The sequence below is a fragment of the Spiribacter sp. 1M189 genome, from assembly GCF_040838345.1.
GTDB lineage: Bacteria > Pseudomonadota > Gammaproteobacteria > Nitrococcales > Nitrococcaceae > Spiribacter > Spiribacter insolitus.
The window spans coordinates 1833929-1859024 of record NZ_JBAKFF010000001.1 but is presented as its reverse complement, the minus strand read 5'-3'; the positions used below and the strand labels follow the sequence as shown (position 1 = coordinate 1859024).

The 25096-nt window shown below is 65.9% G+C and carries 22 protein-coding genes; 9 read left to right on the top strand and 13 right to left on the bottom strand.

Going from position 1 to position 25096, the window contains the following annotated elements; all coding sequences use genetic code 11:
• Window positions 1-2 precede the first annotated feature (2 nt).
• Both V6X30_RS09375 and V6X30_RS09370 read left to right on the top strand, forming a co-directional pair.
• The gene (locus V6X30_RS09375) at window positions 3-689 is read left to right on the top strand and encodes a sulfite exporter TauE/SafE family protein (protein ID WP_367984388.1); all 687 of its coding nucleotides are present in this window, start codon (window positions 3-5) and stop codon (window positions 687-689) included.
• A 27-nt stretch (window positions 690-716) separates the two neighbouring features.
• Complete coding sequence (locus V6X30_RS09370) at window positions 717-2132, top strand: FAD-binding oxidoreductase (RefSeq protein ID WP_367984387.1); 1416 nt, start codon at window positions 717-719, stop codon at window positions 2130-2132.
• Window positions 2133-2135: 3 nt separating this feature from the next.
• Here V6X30_RS09370 and V6X30_RS09365 read toward each other — a convergent pair whose 3' ends face one another.
• Genes V6X30_RS09365 through V6X30_RS09355 form a run of 3 tightly spaced genes read right to left on the bottom strand, consistent with a single transcriptional unit; the run spans window position 2136 to window position 3773 of the window.
• Window positions 2136-2372 (bottom strand): hypothetical protein, encoded by a 237-nt coding sequence (locus V6X30_RS09365; protein WP_367984386.1) that lies wholly within the window; start codon window positions 2370-2372, stop codon window positions 2136-2138.
• Window positions 2369-2863 (bottom strand): MOSC domain-containing protein, encoded by a 495-nt coding sequence (locus tag V6X30_RS09360; protein WP_367984385.1) that lies wholly within the window; start codon window positions 2861-2863, stop codon window positions 2369-2371. The genes V6X30_RS09365 and V6X30_RS09360 overlap by 4 nt, the downstream gene beginning before the upstream one ends.
• Before the next feature lie 7 nt (window positions 2864-2870).
• Window positions 2871-3773 (bottom strand): mycobacterial-type methylenetetrahydrofolate reductase, encoded by a 903-nt coding sequence (locus V6X30_RS09355; protein ID WP_367984384.1) that lies wholly within the window; start codon window positions 3771-3773, stop codon window positions 2871-2873.
• Window positions 3774-3910: 137 nt separating this feature from the next.
• Between V6X30_RS09355 and V6X30_RS09350 the strand changes: the two genes are divergently transcribed.
• From V6X30_RS09350 to V6X30_RS09325, 6 genes are all read left to right on the top strand, one after another.
• Entirely contained in the window at window positions 3911-4492 is a 582-nt protein-coding gene (locus V6X30_RS09350) for a YajG family lipoprotein (RefSeq protein WP_367984383.1), read from the top strand.
• A 10-nt stretch (window positions 4493-4502) separates the two neighbouring features.
• Window positions 4503-5276 (top strand): trehalose-phosphatase, encoded by a 774-nt coding sequence (otsB, locus tag V6X30_RS09345; RefSeq protein ID WP_367984382.1) that lies wholly within the window; start codon window positions 4503-4505, stop codon window positions 5274-5276.
• Window positions 5234-7045, top strand: a complete 1812-nt coding sequence (locus V6X30_RS09340; RefSeq protein ID WP_367984381.1) for a glycoside hydrolase family 15 protein — start codon at window positions 5234-5236, stop codon at window positions 7043-7045. The genes otsB and V6X30_RS09340 overlap by 43 nt, the downstream gene beginning before the upstream one ends.
• Window positions 7042-8418, top strand: a complete 1377-nt coding sequence (locus tag V6X30_RS09335; RefSeq protein WP_367984380.1) for an alpha,alpha-trehalose-phosphate synthase (UDP-forming) — start codon at window positions 7042-7044, stop codon at window positions 8416-8418. The genes V6X30_RS09340 and V6X30_RS09335 overlap by 4 nt, the downstream gene beginning before the upstream one ends.
• 16 nt (window positions 8419-8434) lie before the next feature.
• Window positions 8435-9481: a DNA polymerase IV gene (gene dinB / locus V6X30_RS09330; protein ID WP_367984379.1), complete on the top strand. Its 1047-nt coding sequence runs from the start codon at window positions 8435-8437 to the stop codon at window positions 9479-9481.
• Window positions 9482-9603: 122 nt separating this feature from the next.
• The gene (locus V6X30_RS09325; protein ID WP_367984378.1) at window positions 9604-12321 is read left to right on the top strand and encodes a bifunctional acetate--CoA ligase family protein/GNAT family N-acetyltransferase; all 2718 of its coding nucleotides are present in this window, start codon (window positions 9604-9606) and stop codon (window positions 12319-12321) included.
• Between the two features lie 24 nt (window positions 12322-12345).
• Here the strand turns inward: V6X30_RS09325 and V6X30_RS09320 are convergent, their stop codons facing one another.
• From V6X30_RS09320 to V6X30_RS09275, 10 genes are all read right to left on the bottom strand, one after another.
• A complete protein-coding gene (locus V6X30_RS09320) occupies window positions 12346-12642 on the bottom strand; it encodes a metal-sensitive transcriptional regulator (RefSeq protein ID WP_367984377.1) in 297 nt (98 codons plus the stop codon).
• Window positions 12605-14893, bottom strand: a complete 2289-nt coding sequence (locus tag V6X30_RS09315) for a heavy metal translocating P-type ATPase (RefSeq protein ID WP_367984375.1) — start codon at window positions 14891-14893, stop codon at window positions 12605-12607. Before V6X30_RS09315 ends, V6X30_RS09320 begins: the two co-directional genes overlap by 38 nt.
• 144 nt (window positions 14894-15037) lie before the next feature.
• On the bottom strand, window positions 15038-16783 hold the full coding sequence (locus V6X30_RS09310; protein WP_367984373.1) for an ABC transporter substrate-binding protein: 1746 nt from the start codon (window positions 16781-16783) through the stop codon (window positions 15038-15040).
• A gap of 116 nt (window positions 16784-16899) precedes the next feature.
• A complete protein-coding gene (locus tag V6X30_RS09305) occupies window positions 16900-17196 on the bottom strand; it encodes a DUF2160 domain-containing protein (protein ID WP_367967998.1) in 297 nt (98 codons plus the stop codon).
• A gap of 16 nt (window positions 17197-17212) precedes the next feature.
• The gene (locus V6X30_RS09300) at window positions 17213-18016 is read right to left on the bottom strand and encodes a carbohydrate ABC transporter permease (RefSeq protein ID WP_456154539.1); all 804 of its coding nucleotides are present in this window, start codon (window positions 18014-18016) and stop codon (window positions 17213-17215) included.
• A gap of 3 nt (window positions 18017-18019) precedes the next feature.
• On the bottom strand, window positions 18020-18886 hold the full coding sequence (locus V6X30_RS09295) for a carbohydrate ABC transporter permease (protein ID WP_367984371.1): 867 nt from the start codon (window positions 18884-18886) through the stop codon (window positions 18020-18022).
• Between the two features lie 11 nt (window positions 18887-18897).
• Window positions 18898-19968, bottom strand: coding sequence for an ABC transporter ATP-binding protein (locus tag V6X30_RS09290; protein ID WP_367984370.1), 1071 nt, complete (start codon window positions 19966-19968; stop codon window positions 18898-18900).
• Between the two features lie 13 nt (window positions 19969-19981).
• Window positions 19982-21055: an ABC transporter ATP-binding protein gene (locus V6X30_RS09285; protein ID WP_367984369.1), complete on the bottom strand. Its 1074-nt coding sequence runs from the start codon at window positions 21053-21055 to the stop codon at window positions 19982-19984.
• Window positions 21055-22593 carry a glycerol-3-phosphate dehydrogenase gene (glpD, locus tag V6X30_RS09280; RefSeq protein WP_367984367.1) on the bottom strand — a complete coding sequence of 513 codons (1539 nt, stop codon included), beginning with the start codon at window positions 22591-22593 and terminating at the stop codon, window positions 21055-21057. Before glpD ends, V6X30_RS09285 begins: the two co-directional genes overlap by 1 nt.
• Before the next feature lie 110 nt (window positions 22594-22703).
• Window positions 22704-23492 (bottom strand): DeoR/GlpR family DNA-binding transcription regulator, encoded by a 789-nt coding sequence (locus tag V6X30_RS09275; RefSeq protein ID WP_456242965.1) that lies wholly within the window; start codon window positions 23490-23492, stop codon window positions 22704-22706.
• A gap of 110 nt (window positions 23493-23602) precedes the next feature.
• Here V6X30_RS09275 and glpK point away from each other — a divergent pair, with 110 nt between their 5' ends.
• Window positions 23603-25096: a glycerol kinase GlpK gene (gene glpK, locus V6X30_RS09270; protein WP_367984365.1), complete on the top strand. Its 1494-nt coding sequence runs from the start codon at window positions 23603-23605 to the stop codon at window positions 25094-25096.

Here is a 25096-nt window from a genome sequence, read left to right as displayed (position 1 = left end):
ACATGGGCGGAACCGATCCGACACTGATCGCCGGCCTGGTCGCCGGCCTGGCCGGCAGCAGCCATTGCATCGGCATGTGTGGTGGCATTGCCGCCGCCCTCGGCAGCACCGCCGCGCCCGGTGGCCGCGGTGTCGCCTGCGTGCTCGGCTACAACCTGGGCCGGGTGGCGAGCTATGCCATCATCGGCGGCGTAGCCGGACTGCTGGGCGCGGGCATTGGCCAGGGCCTTGGCCCGGCGGCCCCGCTCCTGCGGCTGTTCGCCGCCGTGCTGGTGATCCTGGTGGGCATCCAGCTGACCCTCAATCGCAATCTGCTGGCGCCGCTGGAGCGGGCCGGACTGCGCCTCTGGCAGCACATCGCACCGCTCGCCCAGCGCTGCATGCCGGTGCACAACCCCGCGATGGCATTCGCTTTGGGCGGACTCTGGGGCTGGCTGCCCTGCGGCCTTGTCTATGCCATGGCGCTCACCGCCGCCGGCGTGGGTTCCGCGGGTGGCGGGGCGGCGTTCATGATCGCCTTCGGCCTCGGCACGATCCCGGCCATGGCGCTGGTCGGCGTTGCCGGCGGCCGGCTGTCGCGCTTCTTCCAGCACCAGGGGTTTCGGCGGGTCGCCGGCCTGGCGGTGCTGGCACTGGGTATCTGGACGGCGGTCTTCCCGGTGCGCGCCCTCATGCGGATGTGGTTGTAACGCCGCCGGGATGAGAGCATTGGCATCATGGAATTCCTCGACGCACTAAGCCAGCAGCTGGGGCCCGGGGCGGTCATTCACCCCGGTGAGGGAATGGCATCCTACCTGACGGAACGCCGCGGGCTTTTCGCCGATCGCCCGGTGCGTGCGGTGCTGCGCCCCGCGGATAGCGCGGGCGTTGCCGCAACGGTGCGAATGTGCGCCCAGCAGGGAGTTGCCATTGTGCCTCAGGGCGGTAATACCGGCCTGTGCGGGGGCGCCGCGGCCACCGATGGTGGCGAGGCCATCATCCTGTCGCTGGAGCGGCTCAACCGCATCCGCGCCGTGGATGCGGACAACTTCAGCCTGACCGCCGAGGCCGGATGTCGATTGAGCGCCGTCCAGGCCGCCGCCGCTGCCGTGGATCGACTCTTCCCGCTCAGCTACGCCGCGGAGGGCGACTGCCAGATCGGCGGCAACCTGGCCACCAATGCCGGCGGCATGAATGTGCTGCGCTACGGCAACGCCCGCGACCTGACCCTGGGCCTCGAGGTGGTCCTGGCCGACGGGCGGATCTGGAACGGCCTGCGCGCCCTGCGCAAGGACAACAGCGGGTACGACCTGAAGGATCTGTTCATCGGTGCGGAGGGCACACTGGGCATCATCACTGCCGCGACCCTCAAGCTCTTCCCGGCGATCCGTGAACGGGCCACCGCCATTGTGGGCCTCGAGAGCGCCGAGTCGGCCGTTGCGCTGTTCGGCATTCTGCGGGCCGAGAGCGGCGACACTGTCACCAGCTGCGAGCTCATGGGCCGCCAACCCCTGGCCTTTGCCATCGACTATGCCGAGGGTTGCGTTGAACCGCTGCCCGCGGCGTACCCCTGGTATCTGCTCATCGAACTGACCAGCAGCGGCCACGAGGTCCAGCTGGGGCGCCGGCTGGAGCGGGCCCTGTCCGCTGCCCCGGCGGGGATCGGCGACTACCGGATCGCCGATAACGCCGATGAGGCCGCGGCGTTCTGGCGCCTGCGCAACGGCATCCCCGGCGCCCAGAAGGGCGCTGGTGCCAGCGTCAAGAACGATATCTCGGTGCCAGTGGCGGACATGCCGGGCTTCATTGATGCCGCCGGCGCCGTCGTCCGCGATGCCTGCCCCGGCGTCCGCGTCTGCGCGTTCGGGCATATCGGTGATGGCAACATCCACTTCAACCTGACCCGACCCGAGACGATGGACGATGCGGACTTCCTCGCGGAATGGGATGAACTCACCCAACAGGTCCACGACGTGGTCATGACATACAACGGCTCGTTCGCCGCCGAGCACGGAGTGGGCCAGCTGAAGCCCGGCGAGGTTTCGCGGCTGAAGGACCCGGTGGAGCAGGATCTGATGCGGCGCCTGAAGTCCGCGCTGGATCCGGCGGGCCGCCTCAACCCCGGTAAGGTTGTGCCGCCGGCGGAGGACTAGGCCTCAGGCGTCGGACTGGCGGCGACGGAACAGCCTCGCGGCGTAGAAACTGCCGATCGCCGGGGCGAAAGTGAGCGCCGTTGTCAGCCAGATCACGGCGTTGCCCGGGTCGAGCAGCACGCCAATCGTCGCCGGACCGATCTTCATCCAGAGCGCACCGACACCGATCAGCACGATATTCAGGGCGACGGCCAGGAACACCCAGCCGAGCCGGCGAAAGAAACGCGGGAGATCACTCATGCCGATGCCTCCTCCAGCTCGGCGGCGACGGCATCACCGAGGGCAATGCGCCCGGCGTCGATGACCCGCGCCGTAATGCCGCCATGGCCACGCATGGCATTGTAGCCGCCCGGCCCCAGCGACGCCTCCATGAACGAGCAGGGATCGCAGACCCCGGTGCCCTCGAGCAGCACTTCCCCCACCCGGAACCGCTCGCCGCGCAGGGCGTATAGGTTGATGCCGCTGACCACGAGGTTACGACGGGTGATCGCCGGATCCAGATCGGACCGCCCCATCAGGGCCGCCACCACCGGCAGATGCTCGGCCTGGATGAGGGTGACCGCCCGCTTGCCACTGCGGCCGGCGTAGCGATCACCCACCAGCCCGGTCGCGTCGACCTCGGCCTGATCCGGCATCTCCAGTGCCACCCGGCGTGCCGGGCGGAGGCCGATCCACTCCAGGCGGCCGGCGCGCGGATACTGACTCATCAGCGTTTTGAGCGTGATCGTCATGCGGGCATCATACCGCGCGCGAACCGGCGCCGTGCAGTTTCGCGAGGTCAGCGGCCAGATCGATCGTCGTCCCGGCGGTGATCGGGCCGATGGGGGCAAGGTTGACACCGAGGATCGGCGCCTCGCGGCCGCGGGCTTGCTGATGCTCGATGATCTCGGCCCAGGCCTGGCGGATCTGGGCCAGCGAGCGCTCAGGCACCGCGTCCTCGATGGCGGTGAGCCACTGCTCCAGCGCATCGGACAGGCTGACGCCCAGCCAGAGCAGAAAGCGCAGGTTGCGAACGGACCTGACCGGACAGAAGGCGAGCAGGATTTCCGGCGGCGCACCGCCCTCCTCGGCCAGCGTATCGAGCATGCCGGTGAAGCCCTCGGGCTCGTAGAGGATCTGGGTGGTGAAAAAATCCGCGCCGGTCGCCACCTTGGCCGCTACGCGCTGCGCCTCGTCCTCGCGGGAGGGGATGCAGATATTACCGATTCGCAGCGCGGGAATGTCGGCGCGCTCGCGCAGGAGCTGGTTGGCCTCGGGCACCCCCGGCCCCGGGTAGCGCGCCGAGTGGCGCCCGCCGCCCACCAGCACGAACTGCCGGATGCCGTACGACTCCCAGGTCTCCCGGGCCCAGTCGACCAAAGCCTGTTCGCTCTGATGATGGACGACGACGTGGTTGATCATGCACTCCAGCCCGAGCCGGTCATGGATGATCCTCGCGAGGTCGCGGGGCGCCATGCGCGGCGCGAAGGGTTGGCGCCGCTCACCCTTGCTGCTGCGGGATGGCTCCTCGTGGATTTCGGGGATATTCACGGCATCGAGCGGCGTTCCCGCCTGGACAGCAGCGACCTTCTCCACCACGGCGTCCACCGCCGCCTCTCCCTTGTGCAGCTCCGGCGGAACGGCCTCCAGAACGGTTTTCACGGTTGTCTTTCCCTGATCAAAGCGACTCGCAAACGGCTCGGCAGTCTCCGGCGCCCCCTTGCCGGCGTCAAGTGCCCGGGCGCCCGCGGCGGGTCCGGGGATGTTAATCTTCTGACATCCCAAGCGAGGACTGAACCATGAAAAGACTCCAGCAGACCCTGTTGCTGATCGGATTGACGCTGCTGCTCGCCGCCTGTAGCCAGGGCACACAGAACCTTCGACTGGCGCCGCAACCGGCGGACACCGGCGAGGTGACCGGTGGCGGTCTGCCGGTCTCCCTGCAGGTGGTGGACATGCGCAGCGACCGCGATCTGGGCATGCTCGAGAACCCCGATGGCAGCATCGTGCGTCTGCTGCCGGCCGACGACATCAACTACGCCATCCAGCTGGCCGCCGCCGAGACACTGCGTGACTATGGCTTCGAACCCACGTTGTGGGATGGGCGTGCCGAGCCGCGGCTGGAGATCCGCATCCAGGTGCTCATGCACGATGTGACCGCCGGCGTGCCCTACAAGCTCGACACGGAAATCGCCCTCCAGGGTGTCGCCTGGATGAACGGCGAGCGGTTCACCGGCCGGGCACAGACCACTCTGACCCGGCAGCGCGCCCTGCCCCCGGGGGCCAAGGCCAATGCCGAGGCCATCGATACGGCCATCACCCGGGCCCTCGGCCAGCTCCTCAATGAGGAGATGGCCAACTTCCTGGCGGGACGCGGCTGAACGGAGTGGCATGAGCGAAGCGCGCGCGGCAAGGAGGCCCGGCCTGCCGAGCCCTGAGGCCGGTTGGGCCCTGTTCCTCGATTTCGACGGCACCCTCGTGGAGATCGCCGAGCACCCGGATGCCGTGACCGTTCCCGATGCGCTGCCGGCCCTCCTGCGGGCGCTCGTCGAGCGGCTGGATGGGGCCGTGGCGATTGTCTCCGGTCGTGACCTGGCCGGGCTCGATGCCCTGCTCGACGGTGCCCTGCCAGCCATGGCCGGCATCCATGGACTGGAGCGCCGCGATGGCCAGGGCCGATTGTATCGGCCCGTGGATCACAGCGAACGCTTCACCGAGGTGCGTGCCGCGCTGCATGAGTTCGTCGAGACGCATCCCGGCACCGCGATGGAGGACAAGGGTAATGCACTGACCCTGCATTACCGCGGGGCTCCGGCCGTGGCCGAGGAGGCGGCGGCGGTGATGCGGAACCAATGCGCAGCCCTCGGCGAAGAGTTCCGGCTTCAGCCCGGCAAGCAGGTTCTGGAGATCCGTCCTTCAAGCCACCACAAGGGCACCGTGGTCGAGGCCTTCATGGCCGAGATACCCTTCCGAGGACGTACACCGGTATTCATCGGCGATGACGTGACCGATGAAGACGCCTTTCAGGTCGTCAACACGCTGGGCGGCCATTCCATCCGCGTCGGCACCGACCGCCCGACCGCGGCGCAATACGAGATCGAGTCTGTCAACGAGGCACTGCAATGGCTGACCAGCCTGGCGAGGCAACTGACCCCTCCGAGCTGAACCTGGAACTGGGCGTGATCGGCAACTGCCAGATCGCGTCATTGATCGACTCGGGCGGATCGCTGGTCTGGTCCTGCCTGCCACGCTTCGACGCCCAGCCGGCCTTCTCGCGGCTCGTGGATACGGGCGACCGGGGGCACTTCAGTATTGAGCTGATCGACCACTGCGACACCCGCCAGTACTACCGGCACAACACCGCCATCCTCTGCACCGAGCTCAGCGACCTGCATGGCGCGGTCCTGCGGATCACCGACTTCTGCCCGCGGTTCCGGCAGTACGGCCGCTACTACCGGCCGGTCATGATCATTCGCCGTCTCGAGGTACTGCGCGGCAATCCGGTGATCCGCACCCGGCTGCGGCCCACCAGCGGCTGGGACGGTCAGCCACCGGCGACGACCCGCGGCAGCAACCATGTGCGTTTCATCCGCGAGGCGCAGGTGCTGCGCGTGACCACGGACGCGCCGCTGACCCATGTGCTGGAAGAAACGCCGTTCGTGGTGGATGGCACGATGACCTTCGTGCTGGGGCCGGACGAGAGCGTCAAGGAGTCCGTCGACGCCATGGGCCGACGCTTTCTCGAGAATACCGAGATCCACTGGCGGGAATGGGCGCGCTCACTGGCGATTCCCTTCGAATGGCAGCGCGAGGTGATCCGGGCGGCGATCACCCTCAAGCTCTCGGCCTATGAGGACACCGGGGCGGTGATCGCGGCCTTCACCACCTCCATCCCGGAGGCGGCCAACAGCGAGCGCAACTGGGACTACCGCTACTGCTGGCTGCGCGATGCCTATTTCACGGTGCATGCCCTCAACCGGCTGGGTGCCACGCGCACCATGGAGGGCTTCCTGCGATATATCATCAACCTGGTCGCCGCGAGTGGCGATCATCGTCTGCAGCCGCTCTATGGCATCGGCGGCGAACGGCGCATTGATGAGACCCAGGCCGATGCCTTCAGCGGCTACCGGGGGATGGGACCGGTCAGGGTCGGCAATGCCGCGTATCACCAGGATCAGCATGATGTCTATGGCACCGTGGTGCTGGCCGCGACCCAGGCGTTTTTCGACGAACGCCTCGAGCGGCCGGGTGATAAGGCGCTCTACCATCGCCTCTGCGCGCTGGGCGAGGAGGCCGCGCGGCTCTATGACCAGCCCGATGCCGGTATCTGGGAGTATCGGGGCCGGGCGCGGGTCCATACCTACTCGGCGATGATGTGCTGGGCGGCCTGCGACCGGCTGCGGCGAATCGCCGAACGGCTTGGTCTGGATGCGGATGCCTCCCGCTGGGAGGGCGAGGCCGAGCGCATGCACGAAACCATCTGCCGGGAGGCCTGGAGCGAGCGACACGGGGCCTTTGTCGAGACCTTCGGCGGTGACACGCTGGATGCGAGCCTGCTGTTGATGCATGAACTCGGCTTCATCGCCCCCGATGATTCCCGCTTCATCGGCACGGTCGAGGCCATCGAGCGCCAGCTGCGTCGCGGCGATCATCTGTTCCGTTACGCCGCCGAGGATGACTTCGGCCTGCCAGAGAACGCCTTCAACATCTGCACCTTCTGGTTCATCGATGCGCTGCACGCCATCGGCCGCGGCGAGGAGGCGCGGCGGCTTTTCTGCAACATGCTCGAACACCGCACGAAACTCGGCTTGCTGTCGGAGGATCTGAATACCGAGGATGGGGAACTGTGGGGCAATTTCCCGCAGACCTACAGCATGGTGGGGCTCATCAACTCAGCCATGCATCTGAGCCGCAGCTGGGAGGAGAGCCTTTGAGCCGACTGGTGGTGGTCTCCAATCGGGTCCCGACCCCTAAGGCCGGTCAGCCGCAGGCGGGCGGCCTGGCCGTGGCACTGTCCGATGCGCTGGCCCGGCGTGGCGGATTGTGGTTTGGCTGGAACGGGCAACTCAGCGCCGGCCCCGTCACCCGACCGCGACTGGTCCAGCACGACGGCATCGATTACGCCACCCTGCCACTGGCCAAGGACGACTACGACGACTTCTATCTTGGCTACGCCAATGCCGTGATCTGGCCGGTGTTCCACTTCAACCTGGGCGCCATGGACTACCAGCGCCGCTATTCCGAAGGCTATGCGCGGGTCAATGCGCTGTTCGCCGATGCGCTGGCACCGCTGCTCGAGCCCGACGATACCGTCTGGATCCATGACTATCACCTCATGCCCCTCGCCCGGGAGCTGCGCGAGCGGGGCGTGCGCAATCGGATCGGCTTTTTCCTGCACATCCCGTTCCCGGATTACGATGTCCTGCGGGCCATGCCGGGGCATCGCCGGCTGCTCGAGGATCTATGCCGGTTCGATCTCCTCGGCTTTCAGACCGAAAACGACCGGCACGCCTTCGAGGAGTCCGCGAGCCGCGCCATTGGCGCGCTGGTGTTCTCACCGGGGCGTCTTCGCCACCGCAGCCGACATTTTCGAACGGGCGTCTATCCGGTGGGTGTGGCCGTGGATGAGCTGGCGGATCTCAGCCGCCGTACCATGACCACGCCGCGGGTTCGCCGACTGCTGGACGGGCTGGGCGAGCGCGACCTGATGATCGGTGTCGACCGGCTGGACTACTCCAAGGGCCTGGAACAGCGCTTCCGCGCCTTCGAGGCACTGCTCGACGACTACCCGCACCGACGCGGCCATACCGTGCTGATGCAGATCGCCAGCCCGTCTCGGGGCGACATCGCCGAGTACGCCGAGCTGCGCCAGCGCCTGGAGGGGTTGAGCGGGCACATCAACGGTACCTATGCCGACCTGGACTGGGCCCCGATCCACTATCTCAACAAGACCTTCGCGCGGGGCTCCGTCGTGGGGCTGTACCGTGCGGCGCGGGTCGGGGTGGTGACGCCGCTGCGCGATGGCATGAATCTGGTGGCAAAGGAATTCGTGGCCAGCCAGGATCCCGACAACCCCGGCGTGCTGGTGCTCTCCGAGCTGGCCGGCGCGGCGGCCGAGCTCACCGACGCCGTGCAGGTCAACCCCTACGATATCGACGCCATTGCCGCCGGCCTCAACCAGGCACTGGCCATGCCGCTGCCCGAGCGGCGGCGGCGCCACCAGCGGATGATGACCACACTGCGGGAAAAGGATATCGGCGCCTGGGAGCAGCGATTCCTGAATGATCTTGGCGAACCCACGGGCTGAAGCCGTCGGCGGCACCATGATGCGGACCATCATGCATGTCGACATGGACGCGTTCTTTGCATCGGTGGAGCTCAAACGCCGTCCCGAGCTCAACGGCCAGCCGGTGATCGTGGGCGGGCGGGGCGACCCGACCCGGCGTGGCGTTGTCTCCACCGCCACCTACGAGGCGCGGGTGTTCGGCATTCACTCGGGTATGGCGCTGCGCACGGCGGCAAGGCTCTGCCCCGATGCGGTTTTCCTGCCGGTGGATTTTCCGGCCTATCGCGCGGCCTCCGATCGGGTGTTCGAACACCTGGCCGCGGTCACCGAGCGGCTGCAACCCGTGGGGCTGGACGAGGCCTATCTGGATATCAGCGACCGGCAAGAGGATGCACTCGACATCGGTCGGCGGCTGAAGGCCGACATCCTGGCCAGCACCGACCTGGTGGCCTCGGTGGGCATCGGTCCCAACCGGCTGCTGGCCAAGATCGCCTCCGATCTGGAAAAGCCCGACGGGCTGACCTGGCTGCGGACGTCGGATGTCCCCGGTCGCGTCTGGCCGCTGCCGGTGCGTACCCTGCATGGTGTTGGACCGCGGACGGGGGAACGCCTCGCCGCGCTGGGCGTGGAAACGGTGGGCGACCTGGCCGCCCTGCCAGCGGATCAGCTGCGGGGCGAATTCAGCGAACGCCACGCCCGGTCACTGCAGCGCGCCGCCCATGGCGAGGATGATCGACCGGTTCAGACCGAGCGGGTGCGCAAATCCATCGGCCGCGAGCGTACCTTCCAGCAGGACTGCCGCAGCAGCGGTCGACTGGCCTACGAGGCGCGCCAGATGCTGGATAGTGTCCATGCGCGGCTCACCGAACGCGGTCTCGCCGCCCGGACGGTGACCGTCAAGCTGCGCTACCGCGATTTCACTACCCATACCCGTTCCCGCAGCCTGTCGGTGCCCACCGACCGTCTCTCACCGCTGGCCGATGCGGTGCGCGAATGCCTGTTCGCCCATCGACTGCACCGTGCCGTGCGCTTGCTGGGGGTGCAGCTCTCGGGGCTGACCCCGGCCGCAGCGGCCGGAGCCTGATTCCGCCGCTCGTGCCACCCATGCTTTTCAGCCAAGGCGGGTAGTCTCGCGGGTCACAAGTCTGAAGCCTTCCTGCGTTACAATGTTGCTCTGCAACATACATCGACCAGGAGGGCTGCCCGATGACGGTCCGCAACCTCGACGCGCTGTTCAAGCCCCGTTCCATCGCCATCATTGGCGCCAGCCGGCGCGCCGGTTCGGTGGGTGCGGTGCTGGCCCGCAACCTGTTCAACGGCGGGTTCGACGGGCCCATCATGCCGGTCAACCCCAAGCATGAGGCCATCGAGGGCGTTCTCTGCTACCGCGACATCAGCGATCTGCCTGTCACGCCGGACCTGGCCGTTGTCTGCACGCCGCCGAAGACCGTGCCCGACATCGTCCGACAGCTGGCCGAGCGCGGCACCCGCGGCGTGATCGTGATCACCGCCGGCTTCGGTGAGGGCAATGACGAGGAAGGCATGGCACTCCGCCAGGCCACCCTGGACGCCGCGCGGCCCAATCTCACCCGCATCATCGGCCCCAACTGTCTGGGTCTGCTGGTCCCCGGTATGGGCCTCAACGCGAGCTTCGCCCACCTGGCACCACCCAAGGGACGGATCGCCTTCGTCACCCAGTCCGGCGCCATCGTCACCTCCGTGCTGGACTGGGCGGAACGTCGCGGCATCGGCTTCTCGCACATGATCTCGCTGGGTGACATGGCGGATGTCGACTTCGGCGACACCATTGACTACCTGGCCAACGACCCCAACACCCGCGCCATCCTGCTGTACGTCGAGGCCATCACCGATGCCCGCAAGTTCATGTCGGCGGCACGGGCCGCGGCCCGCATGAAGCCGGTGATCGTGGTCAAGGCCGGCCGCCACGCCGCCAGCGCCAAGGCGGCGGCCTCCCACACCGGGGCGCTGGCCGGCTCGGACGCCGTCTACGACGCGGCGTTCCGGCGCGCCGGCATGCTTCGGGTGGATACGCTTGGCGAGCTCTTTGCCGCGGTGGAAACCCTGGCCACGACAGAGCCGCCGGCGGGGGATCGCCTGGCGATCCTGACCAATGGCGGCGGGATTGGCGTACTGGCTACCGATGCGCTGATCGGCCAAGGGGGCCAACTGGCCGAGCTTCCCGAGGAGACCATCGAGTCACTGAACGCGGTGTTGCCGGCAACCTGGTCGCATGGCAATCCGGTGGACATCATCGGCGATGCGCCGGGCAAGCGCTATGCCGACTCGCTCTCCATCCTCGCCGATACCCAGGACGCCGACGCCATCCTGGTCCTGAACTGTCCCACCGCCGTCGCTGACAGCATGGACGCGGCCGAGGCGGTGATCGCCGAGCAGGGCCGCCAGCGCAGCGGCCGCGGCAACCGACCCACACTCCTGACCTGCTGGGTGGGCGAGCACACCGCCCAGAACGCCCGCCGGCGCTTCGCCGAAGCCGGCATTCCGAGTTACACCACACCCGAGGGCGCGGTGCGCGCCTTCATGCACATGGTCGCGTACCGCCGCAGCCAGGAGCAGCTGCTGGAAACGCCGCCGTCGGTGCCGGAGCTCTTCACGCCGGATTACGAGACCGCCAATCGGCTGGTGGAAAAGGCCGCGGCCGAGGGTCGAGAGATCCTCAGCGAGCCCGAGGCCAAGCAGCTGCTGGCGGCCTATGGCGTCGAAGTCGTACCCACGGAGGTGGCCGGCGACCCGGATAGCGCCGCGGAGGCGGCCGACCGCCTGGGCTATCCGTCGGCGATCAAGATCCTCTCCAAGGACATCACCCACAAGAGCGACGTGGGTGGTGTGGTGCTTGACCTGGAGAACGCCGACGCCGTCCGCCAGGCCGCCGAGGCCATGCAACGCCGTGTCTCGGAGACCTACCCCGACGCCGAACTCCAGGGCTTCAGCGTTCAGCCGATGGTCAAGCGGGCCGGTGCCTGGGAGCTCATTGCCGGCTTCACCGACGATGAACAGTTCGGACCGGTGGTGCTGTTCGGACAGGGCGGGACCGCCGTCGAGGTGATCAAGGACCAGTCACTGGCCCTGCCGCCGCTCAACCTCAAACTGGCCAGCGACATGATCTCCCGCACCCGGATCTACCGGCAGCTGCAGGGCTATCGCGATCGCCGGCCCGCCGACTTGGAAGCCATCGCGCTCACGCTCACGCGCATCGCCCAGATTGCGGCGGATCTCTCGCGGGTCAAGGAGCTCGATATCAACCCGCTGCTGGCGTCCGCCGACGGCGTGGTGGCGCTGGACGCCCGGGTACGGATCGGCGAGAACGGACAGGGCACCCGGCGCCTGGCGATCCGCCCCTATCCCCGCGACCTGGAAAAGACGGTGACCGCCGATGACGGCGAGCACTATCTGCTGCGGCCGATCCTGCCGGAGGACGAGCCGGCGCTGCACCGCGCTTTCGCCCATCTGACGCCGGAGCAGATCCGCCTGCGCTTCTTCGCGCCCATGAAGCAGCTCAGCCACATGGCCGCGGCGCGCTTCACGCAGATCGACTACAACCGCGAGATGGCACTGATCATCACCGACCCGGACAAGGTCCCCGGCGAAGCGGAGCTCTACGGCGCGGTGCATATCCATGCCGATCCGGACGGCGAGAAGGCCGAGTACTCGATCATCGTGCGCAACGACCTGACCCGGCAGGGTCTGGGCCGGTTGCTGATGGAGCATGTCATCGACTATGCCCGCCATCGCGGCATCCATGAGATCGACGGCGATGTGCTGCGGGAGAACCAGCCCATGCTCGCGCTCTGCCGCCAGCTGGGCTTTGAAGAGCATGTCGACCCGGAAGAGCGCGACATCATCCGGGTGACGCTGCCCCTGGACATGGACAGTGGCGGCGGCTGACCGCCGCCACCGGCCAGGAGACCGCTAGCGGTATTTCATGATCTCCATGAGCTCGTCGACGATGACGTCGGCGTCGCCGCGCTCGCGCGCACTGGTGACATGGTGGTGAAGGTGGCTTCGGAGGACCGCGTCCCCCACCTTGGAGAGCGCCCCGTCCACCGCCTTGAGCTGGCGCAGCACATCGACACAGTAGACATCGTCGCGCTCGAGCATGCGCACGATGCCTTCGACATGGCCGCGGATGGAGGCCAGCCGTTGCCGCGCGGCATCCCGGACCGCCGGGTCAAGAGCGAGCTGGCAGTGGTTGGTCGTTTCGGCCATGGTCAGCCTCCTGGCGGTGCGGCGCCGGACGGAACCGGCGCAGACGCAATGAGTTGGTGAGCACAAACAGGCTCGACAGGCTCATGGCCGCCGCAGCGGCCATCGGGTTGAGCAGCCAACCCGTGAAGGGGTAAAGCAGCCCCGCTGCCACCGGGATCAGAAGGACATTATAGCCGTAGGCCCAGACGAAGTTGCCCTGAATGGTGCGGTGGGTGCGTCGGGCCAGGTCCACTGCATCCAGCAGGCCGTTGAGGTCGGCGCGCATGAGCACGGCATCGCCCGCTTCGATGGCCACATCCGTGCCGGTGCCGATGGCGATACCCACGTCGGCACGGGCGAGGGCCGGTGCATCGTTGATGCCGTCGCCCACGAATGCCACCCGACGGCCTTCGGACTGCAGGCGCTGGACCTCGCGGGCCTTGCCATCCGGCAGAACGCCAGCCATGACCTCGTCGATGCCCAGACGCTCGGCGAGTGCATTGGCGGTGGCCGCCTGATCGCCGGTGACCATGGCCACCTTCAGCCCCCGATCGCGCAGGTCGGCGATGACCTGTGCACTCTCGGCCCGCGGCGGATCCGCCACGGCGGCCACGCCGATCAACTGGCCATCCACGGCGGCATACAACGGTGTTCTGGCCTGCGCCATGAGCCGCTCGGCACTGGGCTGGACGTTGCGGGTATCAACGCCGAGCCATTCCATGTAGTGGGCGGCGCCGATATGCACATACCGACCATCGACTCGGGCCTCGACGCCAAAGCCGGTGACCGCGTCGAAGTCCGTTGCCGTCGGGATCGACAGACCGCGCCGGCGGGCCGCATCGACGATGGCCTGGCCAAGCGGATGTTCACTGTGCGATTCGACCGCGGCCATCAGGGCCAGGGCCTCGTCCTCGCTGCCGCTCGCCACCTCCAGATCGGTCAGCCGCGGCTCGCCCAGCGTCAGGGTGCCGGTCTTGTCGAGCACGACCGTATCGGCCCGGGCCAGTGATTCCAGCGCGGCGCCACGGCGCAACAGCATGCCGTTCTCGGCGCCCTTGCCGGTCGCCACCATCACGGCGGTGGGCGTAGCCAGCCCCATGGCGCAGGGGCAGGCGATGAGCAGGACGCTGACCGTGGCCACGAACGCATAGGCGAGCACCGGGTCGGGCCCGATCGTCAGCCAGATCGCGCCGGTGGCAAGGGCCACCAGCAGGACGATGGGCACGAATACCCCGGCGATGCGATCGGCGAGCTGCTGGATGGGGGGTTTCTCGGCCTGCGCCTGTTCCACCATGTCGATGATCTGGGCCAGCACGGTCTCGGAACCCACCTCGGTGACCCTGGCGGTGAGCGACCCCTGACCGTTGACGGTACCGGCCACCAGCCGGTCGCCGATGTTCTTGGCCACCGGTACGGGCTCGCCGGTGATCATCGACTCGTCGACCCGCGATTGTCCTTCGCTGATCTCGCCATCCACCGGGATACGCTCTCCCGGGCGGACCAGGACGGTGTCGCCGGTGGCGACCTCATCAATCGGCACCTCGACGGTATCGCCATCGCGCACCACTCGGGCCGTATGGGACTGCATCCCCAGCAGGCGTCTGATGGCCATGGAGGTCCGACCGCGGGCGATCTGTTCGAGGTAGCGACCCACCAGAATCAGGGTGATGATGACGCCGGACGCCTCGAAATAGCTGCCCGCGGTTCCTTCGGGGAAGATCGCCGGCAGGGTCAGTGCCAGCAATGAGTAAACGTAGGCCGCGCCGGCCCCGATCATGACCAGACTGCTCATGGCGGGCGCGCGGTGACGCATTTCCGAAAAGCCCTTGATGAAGAAATCGCGGCCCGCCCAGAACACCACGGGGGTGGCGAGGAGCCACTCAATGGCGATCCAGCCCCGATCGGGCAGCCATTGCGTGAACCATTCATGGCCCGCGGGGATGTGGCGGCCCATGGCAATGATCACCAGCGGCAGCGTGAAGGCCGCGGCAATGGCCACCCGCTGACGCAGCCGCTGCTGCGTGTCATCGCCGGCGTCACTGGCGTCCGGGTCCGCCGGCGGATAACCGGCCTCTGTCAGCGCCTCGGCGGCCTCACGCAGGACGGTGGCCGGGTCGTGCCCGGAGTCGATCTCCAGGCGCGCCTTCGCCGTGGACAGATTGACACTGGCCGCGTTGACTCCGCGGACGTTCCCCAGCGCGGTCTCCGCCCGCCGGACGCAACTACCGCAGTTGAGGCCGGTTATTTCCAGATTGAACGTTCGTTCGGACATGGCAATCGATTCCCTGCCGTTGGCAATGGAATCACCATACCCCTCCCCACGGGGGGTCGGTCAAACCGTCTGTCCTGAAGGGCGGGAAAGAAAAAGGGGGCCCGAGGGCCCCCTAAAAGTTCCGGATGAGGAGATAAGTCCGGATTACATGCTTGCGCGCCAGCCGGCGACGAGCTCGTCGTAAGGCACGGTCTTGCCCTGCGGCTTCTCGTTATCCAGCGGGGGCTTGGGTGCGCCGGGCTGGTCGAACCAGTACTCGGCACTCCGCTCCTCGTTCATGCGCGGTCCGCAGCGATCCTGCACACCGGCACGCTCGAGGCGCTCCATGACGCGGTCCTGCTCCTGGGCCAGGTTGTCCATGGCGGCCTGCGGGGTCACCTCGCCGGTGACGGCTGCCGCGACGTTCGACCACCAGAGCTGGGCCAGACGCGGATAGTCAGGCACGTTGGTGCCGGTATCCGTCCACAGGGCACGGTCGGGGCTGCGGTAGAACTCGACGAGACCACCCAGCTCCGGCGCCCGCTCGGTCATCGACTCGGACATGATGTCGGACTGGCGGATCGGGGTCAGGCCCTCGTGGAGCTTCTTCAGCGACACGACCTTGGAGGTCACGAACTGCGCATACAGCCAGGCCGCCTTGCGACGATCCGGATCCGCATGCTCGAAGAAGGTCCAGGAACCGATGTCCTGATAACCGACCTTCATGCCCTCTTCCCAGTACGGGCCGTGAGGCGACGGCGCCATACGCCACTTAGGCGTGCCATCGGCGTTCACCACCGGAGTCCCCTCAGCGGCCATCGGCGCGGTGAAGGCGGTGTACCAGAAGATCTGCTGGGCGATATGACCCTGTGCCGGGACGGGACCCGCCTCGGAGAAGGTCATGCCGGCAGCCTCCGGCGGGGCGTAGGCGTCAAGCCAGTCGATGTACTTGGTCAGGGCGTAGACCGCAGCCGGGCCGTTCACGGCACCGCCACGGGTCACGTCGGAGCCCACCGGATGGCAGTCTTCGACACGGATACCCCACTCATCGACCGGATGACCGTTCGGCAGACCGGTGTCACCGGCACCCGCCATGGACAGCCAGGCGTCAGTGAAACGCCAGCCGAGGGACGGGTCCTTCTTGCCATAGTCCATGTGGCCGTAGACGGTCTGGCCGTCCAGCTCACCGACATGCTCGGTGAAGAACTCGGCGATGTCCTCGTAGGCCGACCAGTTGGTGGGCACACCGAGCTCGTAGCCGTAGATGTCCTCGAACTGGCTCTGCAGGTCCTCGCGCTGGAACCAGTCATAGCGGAACCAATAGAGGTTGGCGAACTGCTGATCGGGCAGCTGGTACATCTTGCCGTCAGGCGCCGTCACGGCGTCGAGGCCGATGAAATCGTCCAGATCCAGATAGGGCGAGGTCACGTCGGCGCCGTCACCGTCCATGTAATCGGACAACGGAATGACCTGGCCGTAGCGATAATGCGTACCGATCAGATCGGCATCGTTGACGTAGCCGTCGTAGATGCTCTCACCCGACTGCATCTCGGTCTGCAGGGCCTCGATGACGTCGCCCTCGCCGATGAGATCGTGGGTCAGGTTGATCCCCGTGATCTCGGAGAAGGCCGGGGCCAGCACACTGGCCTCGTACTCGTGGGTCGGGATGGTCTCGGAGACCACCGAGACATCCATGCCGCGGAACTCTTCGGCCGCGTCGATGAACCACTCGAGCTGCTCGAGCTGCTCTTCACGGGTCAGCGTCGACGGCTGGAACTCGTCGAGATACTGCTCGGCGACGGCCATCTGCGCATCAGTGGCGGCCTGGACACTGCCCAGACCTCCCACACCCAGCGCAGCGGCTACAGCGAGCGCAGTCCATGGCTGCATGGCGCTTTTATGCTGTTTCATGCGTTTCTCCTCCTGGAGGGGATCATTCTGATCCCGTTACCAAAGGGCAGCGGAACCGGCCCATCCGGCCCATGCCCATTTCATGCCAAGCGAGCACCGAGGTACCCGCAAGCCAGTCAGCCCCAACGCAGCATCACCACCGCATAGACGATGGAAATGCCTGAGGCAATCAAAAGACTCGCGTCCGTAAACGCCAGCCAGATGAGATGGATATAAGCCGCTCCCAGCAGGCTCATGAACAGCCGGTCGCCGCGCGTGGTCGGCACCGGCAGGAAGCCCTTCCGCTCGTAGGTCGGGATGACGAACTGCAGCACACCAAAGACCACCAGCATGACCGCGATCGAGGCGAAGAAGATCGCGACCGGCTGCGTCCAGGCCATCCACGCGAGGTTAAATCCAGCTTCTTGATTCATCGTGTCTTTACTCCGATCACACGCGGCCCAGCGCGAACCCGCGGGCGATGTGCTTGCGCACGAACCAGATCACCAGCGCCCCCGGCACCAGCGTCAGCACGCCGGCGGTGGCGAGCAGACCCCAGTCAAGGCCGGAGGCCCCCACGGTCCGCGTCATCGTGACGGCAATGGGCTTGGCCTCGGTGGAGGTGATGGTCCGGGCGATGAGCAGTTCCACCCACGAGAACATGAAGCAGAAGAACGCCGTCACGCCCACACCGGAGCGGATCAGGGGCAGGAAGATCGTGATGAAGAACCGCGGCCAGGAATACCCGTCGAGGTAGGCCGTCTCGTCGATCTCCTTCGGCACGCCGGACATGAACCCCTCGAGGATCCACACCGCGAGCGGCACGGTGAACAGCGTATGCGCCAGCGCCACGGCGATGTGCGTGTCGTACAGGCCGACGCTCTGGTAGAGCTCGAAGAACGGCAGCAGGAACACCGCCGGCGGCGCCATGATGTTGGTCAGCAGCCAGAAGAACAGATGCTTGTCACCCAGGAAGTTGTACCGGGAGAAGGCATAGGCCGCCGGCAGTGCCACCGTCAGCGAGATCACCACGTTCATCAGTACATAGAGCGTGGAGTTGATGTAGCCCGGGTACCACGTGGGATCGGTGAAGATCTTCACGTAGTTGGCCACCGTCAGATCGTTCGGCCACAGCGTGAACGTCGAGAGGATCTCCTGGTTGGTCTTCAGCGACATCATGATGAGCCAGTAGATCGGCAGCATCAGGAAGACCAGCCACAGGCCAAGGAAGATGTAACGTCGCTTGGAACCCACGGCTTAACCCTCCCGGTCCATATTGAGAATGGTCAGATAGAACACGTAGCTGAACAGCAGGATGATCAGGAAGTAGATCAGCGAGAATGCTGCCGCCGGTCCCAGATCGAACTGCCCCACAGCCATGGTGGTGAGCCGCTGACTCAGGAATGTGGTCGCGTTGCCCGGACCACCGCCGGTGAGCACGAACGGCTCGGCGTAGATCCGGAAGCTGAAGATGAAGCGCAGGAGAATGGCGATCAGCAGCACACCCTTGAGCTTGGGCAGCTCGATGTACCGGAACACGGCCCAGCGCGACGCCCCGTCAATGCGCGCCGCCTGGTAGAAAGCGTCGGGAATCGCCTGGAGTCCGGCGTAGCAGAGCAGGATCACCAGCGAGGTCCAGTGCCAGACGTCCATGACGAGCACGGTGACCCAGGCATCCACCGAGTCCCCGGTGTAGTTGTAGTCCAGGCCGATAGAATTCAGGAATACGCCGGCGAGCCCTACATCCGGGCGGGCAAAGACCTGCCAGATCGTGCCGACCACGTTCCACGGCACCAGCAGCGGCAGCGCCAGAAGCACCAGCGAGACGGACACCCATGGGCCCTTCTTGGGCAGACACAGCGCAAGACCGATGCCCAGCGGGATCTGGATGAGGAGCACCGCGGCGGAGAAGATGATCTGGCGGATCAGCGCGCCATGCAGCGCCGGATCCCGAAGCACCTCCTTGAACCACTCAGTGCCCACGAAGAAACGGGAGTCAGGACCGAAGATGTCCTGCATCGAGTAGTTGACCACGGTCATCAGCGGCATGATGGCGCTGAAGGCCACCACCAGCACCACTGGCAGCACCATCAGCCACGCCCATTGATATTCGCGCTTTTCCACGTTCTCTCCCCCTAGCCGACCAGCTTGTCGTCGGCGTACAGCAGTGCGTTCTCGGTGGGGAAAACCACCCGCAGACCGTCACTGCCAATCTTCTCGGACTCCTCCAGGCGCACATGAACCTGATGCTGGCCGAGGTGGCCGGTCACCAGTTCGTAGTCGCCCAGATCCTCAACCTTGTCCACCTTGACGGTGAGCGCCGACTCATCCGCTCCGGCCGGCCGGATCAACCCCGGACGGATACCGAGCTGCAGCAGACCACCCGCGTTGCGCGCGGCCTCCGCCATGGTGGGATCCACCGGGATATGCTCGCCGTCTACGACGGCATGGCTGCCGTCGACCTGGCAGTCGAAGAAGTTCATGCCGGGGCTGCCGATGAAGTAGCCCACGAAGGTGTGTTCCGGCCGCTCGAACAGTGCCTGGGGCGTACCGACCTGGAGAACCTGGCCAGCCAGCATGACCACCACCTTGTCAGCGAATGTCAGCGCCTCGGTCTGGTCATGCGTGACATAGACCAGCGTGAGGTTGAGCTGCTCATGCACCTCACGAAGCTTGCGCCGCAGCTGCCATTTCAGATGCGGATCGATCACCGTGAGCGGTTCATCGAACAGCACCGCCGCCACGTCCTCGCGGACCAGCCCGCGGCCCAGCGAGATCTTCTGTTTGGCATCGGCGGTGAGGTTGTTGGCACGCCGCTTGAGGACGTCTTCAAGGCCGAGCATGCCCGCGATGTGCTTCACCCGACGCTCGACATAGTCCTCACCATGCTTGCGGTTACGCAGCGGGAAGGCGAGATTGTCGAACACGCTCATGGTGTCGTAGATGACCGGGAACTGGAAAACCTGCCCGATGTTGCGCTGCTCGGGGGCCAGTGTGGTGACATCAAGATCACCAAACATCACCCGTCCCTCCGAAGGCTGCACCAGCCCCGAGATGATGTTCAGCAGCGTGGTCTTGCCGCAGCCCGACGGTCCCAGGAGTGCATAGGCGCCCCCGTCCTCCCAGACATGCTGCATGGGCTGCAAGGCGTAGTCGCCGCCGGGGGCGTACTGATGCGCCAGATTGTTGAGTTCTATTCGCGCCATTTTGTCATCCGCATTAACTATCCGGCGCGGCCGCCAGCTGGTCCGCGCTGTCGAAGGCGTATGCCCGGTTCAAATCCATGAAGAGCTCGAAGCGCTCGCCGGGGTGCACCTGATGGACGCCACGCTCCTCGATCACCCAGTCCCGGCCATTCACTTCGAGGTGCACGTACGTCACGGAACCGGCGATTTCGGCGACCTCGACGGTGCCATGAAGGCCAACACGCCCCTCCCCGGCATTCACGAACAGGTGATGCGGTCGGACGCCGAGTGTGTAATGCCCAGGGGCCAGGTCCTTCATGTGCGCCGGCAGCGGCGCGCTCAGCAACCCTTCAGCCTTGACCTGGCCGTCACCCACCGTCACCGGCATGAGATTCATGGGCGGGTCGGCAAACACCTGGGTCACCGTGGTACTGGCCGGGTGGCGATAGCACTGGGCCGTCACGCCGTTCTGGATGACACGGCCTTCGTGCAATACCGTCGTCTTGCCGCCCAGCACGAGGGCCTCTTCGGGCTCGGTGGTGGCATAGACCACCACCGTGTCGCGATCGGCGAACAAGGAGCGGAGCTCCGAGCGCAGCCCTTCACGCAGCTTGTAGTCCAGGTTGACCAGGGGCTCGTCCAGCAGCACCAGCTTGGCGTCGCGGACCAGCGCCCGGGCCATGGCACAACGCTGCTGCTGCCCCCCGGAGAGTTCCGACGGCAGGCGATCGATCAGGTGGTCAATGCCCAGACGCTCGGCTTCGGTGCGCACCAGGCGATCGATCTCCGACTTGGAGATCCCCGCCAGCTTGAGCGGCGAAGCAATGTTGTCGTAGACGCTCAGCGACGGGTAGTTGATGAACTGCTGGTAGACCATGCCCACCGACCGCTTACGGACCGGGACGCGGGTCACATCCTGACCATCCTCGACCACACGGCCGCGGTTCGGCGGCTCCAGGCCCGCCATGATCCGCATCATGGTGGTCTTGCCGGCCTCGGTCAGGCCCAGCAGCACATTGAACTCACCGCGCTCGAAGGTGAGGTTGATATCTTTCAGGTAAACCTCACCACCGACGGTGCGGTCGACCCCCTCAAGGATCAGACTCATTACGCAGTTGCCCTCTTCTTGTTCTGGCCGGTGAACCAGGCGTCCACCCGCTCCTGCTGCGAGGCATCAAGCATCAACCCGAGCTTGGTGCGACGCCAGATGGCGTCCTCGCAGGTCATTGCCCACTCCCGCTCGGCCAGGTAGCGCAGCTCGGCTTCGTAGAGATCGGCGCCGAAATGCTCACCGAGATCTTCCAGCGAAGCCGCATCGCCCAGCATTTCCTCAACGCAGGTGCCGTAGTTGCGGGCGAGGCGCCACGCCATATCCTCGGGCAGCCAGGGCCGAGACTTGCGCAGCGCGGCGAGATAGGCGTCGAAGTCACCATCGGGAATGTCGCCGCCCGGCAGCGCCGAACGACCCGTCCAGTCGGTGATGCTGGCATTCAGCAAGGGCGCAATGCGGTCGACCGCCTGACGCGCCAGCGTGCGGTAGGTGGTGATCTTGCCCCCGAATACCGAGAGGAGCGGGGCGGCCTTGTCGTCGAGCTCGAGGCTGTAGTCACGGCTCACGGCCGATACGTCTTCCTCTTCCGACTCGTCATAAAGGGCGCGGACGCCGGAGTATGTCCAGACCACGTCCTTCGGGGCGATGCCATGCTTGAAGTAGCGATTCACGGCATCGCATAGATACTGAATCTCGTCGTCGCTGGCCGTCGCCTCCGCCGGGTTGCCTTCATAGGCCACGTCGGTGGTACCGATGAGCGTGAAATGCTGCTCGTAGGGGATGGCGAAGATCACCCGACCGTCGTCGTTCTGGAAGAGGTAGGAGTCCTCATGGTCGAACATCTTCGGCACGACGATGTGGCTGCCCTTGACCAGATGGACGTCCTTCTCGGCCTTCTCATCCTCCTGGTGCATGGCGTTGCCAAGGAATTTGGCGACCCAGGGGCCCGCGGCGTTCACAATCGAACGAGAACGAACATCGTGCACTTCACCGCTGATCGTGTCGGTGAGTTGCACGCGCCATTCGTCACCGCTGCGCTCGGCCCCCGTGCAGCGGGTGCGTGGAAGCACCTTGCCGTCACGCGCTTCGACGTCCATGCAGTTGAGCACCACCAGGCGCGAATCCTGAACCCAGCAGTCGGAGTAGATGAAGCCCTTGCGGAGGCTGTCCTTGAGGGGCGCGCCGGCAAAGTGTGTCTGCAGGTTGATGCCCTTCGACCCCGGCAACTTCTTGCGGCCGCCGAGGTGGTCGTAGAGGAACAGGCCCATGCGGATCATCCAGGCCGGCCGCAGCTCCTTGACATGCGGCATGACGAAACGAAGCGGCCAGATGATATGAGGGGCGATACCCATGAGCACTTCGCGCTCTTTCAGTGCTTTCTGAACGAGCCGGAATTCGTAGTACTCGAGGTAGCGAAGTCCGCCGTGCACCAGCTTGGTACTGGCGGAGGAGGTGTAGTTGGCGAGGTCGCCCTGCTCGACGAGCAGGACCCGGAGACCGCGGCCCGCCGCGTCGCGGGCGATGCCCGCACCGTTAATGCCGCCACCGACGACGACGACATCGTAGAAGTCCGTCTGCTGACCCTCGGAAGACACGAGTGCCTCTCCTCCGTTTCGAATGACGGCGGCTATATTGCCGCTTCGTAATGTTCGATTTCAAACATACCAGCCCGATTTGGGGAGTCAAGCGAACATTTACGCGTCTTTCAGGGATCGGTCACAACCAGCCGGCCGCCGTTCTCGGACAGGATCCGACGGATGGAGGCGGGTGGCTCGGCATCGGTGTAGAGCTCGGTAATGCGGCTGAGATCACCCACCCGGACCAACGCGTTGCGCCCGAACTTGCTGTGGTCGGCGCCGAGCAGGATGGAGCGGGCGTTGCCCATGATCACCTGGAGCACCCGCACCTCGCGGTAGTCGAAATCCAGCAGCGTTCCATCCGCCTCGATGCCGGAGATTCCCATCACCGCATAATCAACCTTGAACTGATTCATGAAATCAATGGTTGCCTCACCGGTGATTCCACGATCGCGGTGACGTACGACACCACCGGCAACAATGACCTCGCAACCCGGGTTGTCCGCGAGGATGCTGGCGACATTGAGATTATTGGTGATCACCCGCAGCCCGCGGTGCTCGCGCAGCGCCGCCGCCACGGCCTCGGTGGTGGTCCCGAGGGTAATGTAGAGGGATGCCTGATTGGGGATGCGCGCCGCGATCGCTGCGCCGATCCGTTCCTTGGCCTCGGGATAGAGGATCTGACGCGCCTGATAGGCCACGTTCTCGACACTGGAGGGCAGCCCGGCCCCACCATGATACCGGCGTAGCAGGCCTGCCCCGCATAGGGAATTGATATCCCGCCGGATGGTCTGCGAGGTCACGGAGAAATGCTGCGCGAGCTCCTCAACGGAAACGAAGCCCTGCTCCTGGACCAGGCCGAGCATCGCCTGTTGCCGGCGATTCAGCTCCACGGCATCGTCGTCTACCGCGATCACCGCTCTCCCCCTTGTTTTCGCTTGTGAACATCAAGCTTGACATTTTTCGCTCGGATTCGATCATACCGTTTTGGAAAAACGGCGCAAATATTATGGAGGAGGGCAGCGGAATGGCTGAAAACAGCGGCATCCTGGCCATCGATCAGGGCACGACCAGTTCACGGGCGATTGTCTTCAACCTCGAAGGTCGAATCATTGCCACGGCCCAGGAGGAATTCACCCAGTATTATCCGCACAGCGGCTGGGTGGAGCATGATCCTCAGGATTTGTTGAACACCACCGTCGACACCTGCCGCCGCGCCCTGAAAGCCGCAAAGGCCGCCGGCGTTCATGCCCGCACCATCGGCATCACCAACCAGCGGGAAACCACCATCCTGTGGGATCGCGCCACGGGTGAGCCCATCCACAACGCCATTGTCTGGCAGGATCGCCGCACCGCCGAGCGCTGTGCCGCTCTGAAGTCGGCCGGCCACGAGCCACTGGTGGCCGAGCGCACCGGCCTGCTGCTCGACCCGTACTTCGCCGCCACCAAGATCGCCTGGATCCTGGAAAACGTGAAGGGCGCCCGGGAACGCGCCCGAAACGGCGAACTCGCTTTCGGCACCGTGGACACCTGGCTGCTGTGGAAACTGACCGGCGGCCGCAGCCATGCCACGGACGCCACCAACGCCAGCCGCACGCTACTCTTCGACATCCACCGTCAGGCCTGGGACGAGGACCTTCTGGCGCTGTTCGACATTCCCGCGGCCATCCTGCCCGAGGTGCTCGACAGTGCCGCCGACTTCGGGGTGACCGATCCGGAGGTTCTGGGCGCGGAACTGCCGATCGAGGGCATTGCCGGCGATCAGCACGCCGCCGTGGTCGGTCAGTGCTGCTTCCAGCCGGGCATGATCAAGAGCACCTACGGCACGGGCTGCTTCGCATTGATGAACACCGGCGACCAGGCGGTGCCATCCAGCAACCGGCTGCTCACCACGACGGCCTATCGAATCAATGGCCAGCCGACCTATGCCCTTGAGGGCGCCATCTTTATCGCTGGTGCCGCCATTCAGTGGCTGCGCGACGAGCTGGGTATCATCGCCCATGCCTCGCAGAGCGAGGGGCTCGCCAATGATGCCGAAGCAGAGGGGCTCTATCTGGTCCCGGCCTTCACGGGCCTGGGCGCGCCCTGGTGGGATCCGAACGCGCGCGGGGCCATTTTCGGACTCAACCGCAACACCGGTGTGGCCGAGTTCGTTCATGCCGCGCTGGATTCGGTCTGTCTGCAGACGGGTGATCTGCTCGAGGCCATGGCCGGCGACTCGGGTACGGCCCAGGAAACCCTGCGCGTGGATGGCGGCATGGTCGCCAACAACTGGCTGCTGCAGCGACTGGCCGACCTGACCGGGCTTGCCGTCGAGCGCCCGGAGATTATCGAAACCACCGCGCTGGGCGCCGCCTACCTGGCGGGGCTGCAGCACGGGCTGTACGATTCGCTGGAGAGTCTGGAATCGCAGTGGGCGCTCAATCGCCGCTTCGAGCCGGCCATCTCGCGCGGCACGCGCGAGCATGTCGTCGAGGGATGGCATGATGCGGTACGCCGGACGCTGACCACCGGCAAATGA

Coding starts and splice junctions, on each gene's coding strand:
- dinB (WP_367984379.1), top strand. CDS start 8,435: ATGATGCGGACCATCATGCATGTCGACATGGACGCGTTCTTTGCATCG.
- V6X30_RS09325 (WP_367984378.1), top strand. CDS start 9,604: ATGACGGTCCGCAACCTCGACGCGCTGTTCAAGCCCCGTTCCATCGCC.
- V6X30_RS09370 (WP_367984387.1), top strand. CDS start 717: ATGGAATTCCTCGACGCACTAAGCCAGCAGCTGGGGCCCGGGGCGGTC.
- V6X30_RS09290 (WP_367984370.1), bottom strand. CDS start 19,968: ATGGCGCGAATAGAACTCAACAATCTGGCGCATCAGTACGCCCCCGGC.
- V6X30_RS09375 (WP_367984388.1), top strand. CDS start 3: ATGGGCGGAACCGATCCGACACTGATCGCCGGCCTGGTCGCCGGCCTG.
- V6X30_RS09285 (WP_367984369.1), bottom strand. CDS start 21,055: ATGAGTCTGATCCTTGAGGGGGTCGACCGCACCGTCGGTGGTGAGGTT.
- glpK (WP_367984365.1), top strand. CDS start 23,603: ATGGCTGAAAACAGCGGCATCCTGGCCATCGATCAGGGCACGACCAGT.
- V6X30_RS09365 (WP_367984386.1), bottom strand. CDS start 2,372: ATGAGTGATCTCCCGCGTTTCTTTCGCCGGCTCGGCTGGGTGTTCCTG.
- V6X30_RS09360 (WP_367984385.1), bottom strand. CDS start 2,863: ATGACGATCACGCTCAAAACGCTGATGAGTCAGTATCCGCGCGCCGGC.
- V6X30_RS09305 (WP_367967998.1), bottom strand. CDS start 17,196: ATGAATCAAGAAGCTGGATTTAACCTCGCGTGGATGGCCTGGACGCAG.
- otsB (WP_367984382.1), top strand. CDS start 4,503: ATGAGCGAAGCGCGCGCGGCAAGGAGGCCCGGCCTGCCGAGCCCTGAG.
- V6X30_RS09315 (WP_367984375.1), bottom strand. CDS start 14,893: ATGTCCGAACGAACGTTCAATCTGGAAATAACCGGCCTCAACTGCGGT.
- V6X30_RS09340 (WP_367984381.1), top strand. CDS start 5,234: ATGGCTGACCAGCCTGGCGAGGCAACTGACCCCTCCGAGCTGAACCTG.
- V6X30_RS09350 (WP_367984383.1), top strand. CDS start 3,911: ATGAAAAGACTCCAGCAGACCCTGTTGCTGATCGGATTGACGCTGCTG.
- V6X30_RS09320 (WP_367984377.1), bottom strand. CDS start 12,642: ATGGCCGAAACGACCAACCACTGCCAGCTCGCTCTTGACCCGGCGGTC.
- V6X30_RS09310 (WP_367984373.1), bottom strand. CDS start 16,783: ATGAAACAGCATAAAAGCGCCATGCAGCCATGGACTGCGCTCGCTGTA.